General features: G+C 38.7%; 6 protein-coding genes. 3 read left to right on the forward strand and 3 right to left on the reverse strand.

Going from position 1 to position 4,493, the window contains the following annotated elements; all coding sequences use genetic code 11:
• Nucleotides 1-875 (forward strand): 23S rRNA (guanosine(2251)-2'-O)-methyltransferase RlmB (gene rlmB, locus FJR08_RS15560; RefSeq protein ID WP_168633777.1); only part of this gene is annotated, 875 nt, incomplete at its 5' end.
• Nucleotides 876-995: 120 nt separating this feature from the next.
• Complete coding sequence (locus tag FJR08_RS15565) at nt 996-1,298, forward strand: DUF1816 domain-containing protein (RefSeq protein WP_015078722.1); 303 nt, start codon at nt 996-998, stop codon at nt 1,296-1,298.
• Between the two features lie 66 nt (nt 1,299-1,364).
• On the opposite strand, the gene FJR08_RS15570 is transcribed toward FJR08_RS15565, so the two are convergent.
• The 3 genes from FJR08_RS15570 to FJR08_RS15580 form a co-directional block, all read right to left on the reverse strand.
• Nucleotides 1,365-2,189: an alpha/beta fold hydrolase gene (locus FJR08_RS15570; RefSeq protein WP_168633778.1), complete on the reverse strand. Its 825-nt coding sequence runs from the start codon at nt 2,187-2,189 to the stop codon at nt 1,365-1,367.
• 18 nt (nt 2,190-2,207) lie between these two features.
• Nucleotides 2,208-2,903, reverse strand: a complete 696-nt coding sequence (locus FJR08_RS15575) for a CAP domain-containing protein (protein ID WP_168633779.1) — start codon at nt 2,901-2,903, stop codon at nt 2,208-2,210.
• Between the two features lie 292 nt (nt 2,904-3,195).
• Nucleotides 3,196-3,942 (reverse strand): DsbA family protein, encoded by a 747-nt coding sequence (locus tag FJR08_RS15580; protein ID WP_148763312.1) that lies wholly within the window; start codon nt 3,940-3,942, stop codon nt 3,196-3,198.
• Nucleotides 3,943-4,129: 187 nt separating this feature from the next.
• Here FJR08_RS15580 and FJR08_RS15585 point away from each other — a divergent pair, with 187 nt between their 5' ends.
• Complete coding sequence (locus tag FJR08_RS15585; RefSeq protein WP_015078726.1) at nt 4,130-4,450, forward strand: multidrug efflux SMR transporter; 321 nt, start codon at nt 4,130-4,132, stop codon at nt 4,448-4,450.
• Nucleotides 4,451-4,493: the final 43 nt, after the last annotated feature.

Consider the following 4,493-nt stretch of genomic DNA (forward strand, 5'->3'; position numbering starts at 1 on the left):
TCGCATTACCAACGGGCGGTAAATCCTTCACTGCTAGATATCGTCCCTCTTCCCAATTTTCCGAGCAATCCTCAGAAATCACACCCACAGAAGAAACTGATCTAATCTATGGTCGTCATCCAGTTTTGACTGCTTTGGAAAATGAACACAGTATCAACCGTCTTTGGATTACTACTCGTCTCCGTTATGATCCCAGATTTCATCATTTGATTTTGCAAGCCAAAGATAATGGCGCAGTTATTGATGAAGTTGAACCAATGCGGTTAGACCAAATTACTGGTCGGGCAAATCACCAAGGAATAGCGGCTCAAATTGCTCCTTATTCTTATATTGAACTAGAGGATCTGATTAGCAACGCTAAAGCTGTGACTGATCCTGTAATTGTAGTTGCTGATGGTATTACTGATCCCCACAATTTAGGGGCAATTATTCGCACAGCAGAAGCGATTGGCGCTCACGGTTTGGTGATTCCTCAAAGAAGGGCAGCGGGAATTACTTCTACGGTGATGAAAGTCGCAGCAGGGGCATTAGAAACCTTTCCTGTATCTAGAGTTGTCAACCTTGGTCGCGCTTTAGAACAGTTAAAAGAAGAAGGCTTTTGGATTTATGGAACTGCGGTTACAGGTAGCGAACCATTACAAAGTGTTAAGTTTAGCGGACCTGTGGTTTTAGTCGTGGGTGGTGAAGGCGAAGGTCTGGGGATGTTGACACAACGTTCTTGTGATGTTTTGGTGTCCATTCCCTTACAGGGCAAGACTCCTAGCCTCAATGCTTCGGTGGCAACTGGTATGGCACTTTACGAAATTTATCGCCAAAAATCTCAAAATACACTGTATCTTGATAAACTACAGACAATTGCTTTGAAAAAACAATAGTACAGTTACTGATTTCGTAGACAAATATCCACGAAATCAGTGACTATAAACAATGTAAAAGACAATAAATCTCACCTATTTTCACACATCCAGTCACACGTTTATAAATCGGCGAAAACCATGAAAACGATTTGGCATAACTTCCAAGAGGGGTTGATTAATACATTCAATGGACTCGGCCTTGCTTGGTGGGTAGAAATTGTCACACAAAATCCCAGTTGTACATACTACTTTGGTCCATTTTTCAGTTCTGTGGAAGCTACTAAAGCCAGCAATGGCTATATAGAAGATTTGGAAATTGAAGGAGCGCAGGGAATTATAGTGAATATCAAACGCTGTAAACCTACTGTTTTAACAATTGCTGAAGATTTGGGGGAATGGATTGACCGTAAAGTAAAGCCTGTCTTTAGCGGTCAAATTTAGTCTAATCAACAATTCCAGAGGCTGTTATCGTTCCTGGGCTAATCCTGGGAACGAACTATGGCTAATTTAAACTTCGATTATTTGGGGGTTGGTTACTAACCAACTATCAATGTCTCCTAATAACTGTTGGGGTATTTCCCAAGGAAAGAGGTGGGCTGTGTTGGGGTAACATTGCCATTGAGAGTTTTTGATGTGTCGGGCTGTTTCTAAACTGGCATCAGCGGTAATGTGGCGGTCTTGTTCACCAGCAAGCACTAGGCTAGGACATTGGATTTGCCAAAGGTCGGGGGTGCGATTATAACCTGCTCTCATGGCACTGTAGAGGGCGTTTGTAGCTGCTGATGAGGTTTGTAAGTAGGCTGGTAGGGCATCCCTAGCTATGTAATTGTATGCTGTGGATGTGTGTTGTTGAATTAAGTAGCGAAAGAGCGATCGCTTGCCGAAAGTATCAATATTCCATTGCCAACTGGGTTTTATATAGTTCAATATACCAGCAATGCCTGTATAAATATTGTCTTGCCAAGAAATTCGGGGATGATTGCCCCAAGGTCTAGCGGCTGTGGCTACTAAAATCAAGCCTGTCACCCGTTGCGGTAGGCGCATGGCCAGTTCCATGGCTAAAATGCCTCCTAGCGACCATCCCAATAATAAACATTTTTCTATTTTCAATTGGTCTAATAGGGCTTCTAGGTCGTCTAAATGGTCTTGCATCTCAAATTTGCTCTGAAACCGACTTTTGCCATATCCACGCAAATCTGGGGCAATGGTTTGGTAGCGTTTTGATAGATGATTGGTAAAGATAGAGAGGCTACGTCCCGAACCAGGATGACCATGTAAACCAAGGATGGGAAATCCTTGACCTTGGATGTAGAAGTTAAGTGGTACAGCCATAAATCCTGATTGTAAGTTCTATTTTTCGATATAACCACCGGCATAGGTAATGACGCAGATAGTTCTGTATTGTTTGTGAGAACCGTAAGCTACACCAGTTACCCGAAAAGATGGGTTAAAAATATTTGTCCGATGTCCACGGGAAGGTACACCATCATCAATTATTAGTTGCATGACAATGTCTTGGGCTGTATTTGGTCCATAACTGATATTTTCACCAGCGGTAGTTTGCCATTTCCCATAACGATTGATGCGAGTGTCAGGTCTGCTACCATCACTACCATCATGACCTGTTGTTCCCTTTGGTCCTTGGTCTTTAGCATGATCTCGCGCACCTAAAGACATTCCTTTGGAGGCACGTAATGCACTGACGGGACGGACGGATTTTAAAAAAGTTATCGCTTCATTAACCGGTTTTACGCCTTCTTGGGTGATTAAATAGGTATTATAGGAAATTTTGACGCGATTTCCCTGAAACCGCTGTTTATAATTTTCTATAATAGGTATATATGATTGAGGATTTGTTCTGACTTTGTTAGTTTCCGCAATTACTTGTTTTTCCAAGGTGGACAGATAACTTGTTTGTGCTAATGAAGTTTGATTATTTTTATTAGCAAGCAGTTGAATGGTAGATTCTGGAGGTTTTAGTAATTGATCAGAAAAAGTAGTTGCCAGCGTAATAGGTAATAATATCAAAAATCCCAGGTAACGCATTCATGACCCCGTTTTCTTGTTTACTGTAGTAGTAATCTTTTTGGATAACTACCTATTACCTGTTGTAATATTTTTGGTTATTAAATGTAAAGGGTTATTTGTAAATAAACTGATGATTTGTCAAAATAGGAATTGAGAAGCGAAAAGTTATCCTCATCACTTCTCATAAGACTACTCCTTACACTTATTGCAATTAGAACAGTTAACCAATACGTGCCACCTCTAGCTAAAGGTGCAGATTTATTGGCAACAACCATAAAACTGGTATAAATTATTGCTTAACCATCAGATTTTATTGTTTACCTTGCAATATTTCTTCCACTTCTGTGAGTTTTACCGGTCCAGCAAAATTTGGACTGGTCATAATAAAAGATGGTGTGCCACCCAATCCTAATTGTTGGGCTAATAATAGGTCTTTTTGGATGGATTTATTAGCTAATTTGCGATCATTGCCAAATTTTGTGAGGTTTAAATTGAGCTTTTTAGCAGTGTCTAAATATAAAGTCTCACCCAATTGTTTTTGGTTGGTAAACAAGGCATCATGATATTCCCAAAACTTACCTTGTTGATATGCTGCCCAAGCTACTGTAGCTGCGGGTAATGCTTGATCATGAATTTGATAAAGGGGAAAATGCTTATAAACTAAGGTGAATTTATTTGGATATTTTGCCAATAAATCTTTGAGTGTTTGATGGGCTTCGGCACAATAAGGACATTCAAAATCTGAAAATTCTATCAATAAGGTTTTTGATTTGGTTGCACCAATTGTGGGAGAATCACCAATTACAGATTGAGGATTTGTTTGAAAATCATTGATAAATTTTTGTCGTGATTGTTGTAGTTTCTCTTGCTGTTGCTGCTGGTATATTTCTACAGATTTAATAATGATTTCGGGATTTTTGCGGATAATTTCTAAAACTTGTTGTTCTAGTTGGGGGTTGATTTTGGTATCAGCTTGGACAGGAAGTGACCAGGTTAATATCAAGCCGATCAAGCTAACAATTGCTAAATTTCGGAAATGAGTCAAAATTTTGAACATTTTTTTTCAAGGTATAGCACTAGCAATGTGATTTTATCAAGTAGCGGATAAAACAGCAATTATTTCAAGTTTCTGAAATAATGCCTTTAGTTAATATACATTTTTTAAATTAAAGTTTACATAGAATTTAATTCTGGACAAAATTTATCAGTAAATATCCCAATCGAATAGGAGTGCTATAACAGTTATGTTAATCAGTTGGCTTTATCTGATAGCAGCAATTATTTTTGAAGTTTCTGGTACAACTTGTATGAAACTGTCAGAAGAATTTACCAAAATTATCCCCTCAATTTTTATTTTTGTATTTTATGGACTTTGCTTAACGTTTTTAACTCTTTCTCTCAGGACAATTCCGGTGAGTATAGTTTATTCTATTTGGGCAGGTTTTGGTACTCTGATAATTGCTACGATTAGCGTGATTTGGTTTCATGAGTCTTTTACGCTGGTAAAAATTATCTCTATGTCTTTTATAATTATCGGTATTATTGGTTTAAATTTGGCTGAGTAAAGGGACGAGGCAGAGGCAGGGGGAAATAATTACTAACAACCAC

Source organism: Dolichospermum sp. UHCC 0260 (assembly GCF_009711985.1).
Classification (GTDB): domain Bacteria; phylum Cyanobacteriota; class Cyanobacteriia; order Cyanobacteriales; family Nostocaceae; genus Dolichospermum; species Dolichospermum lemmermannii.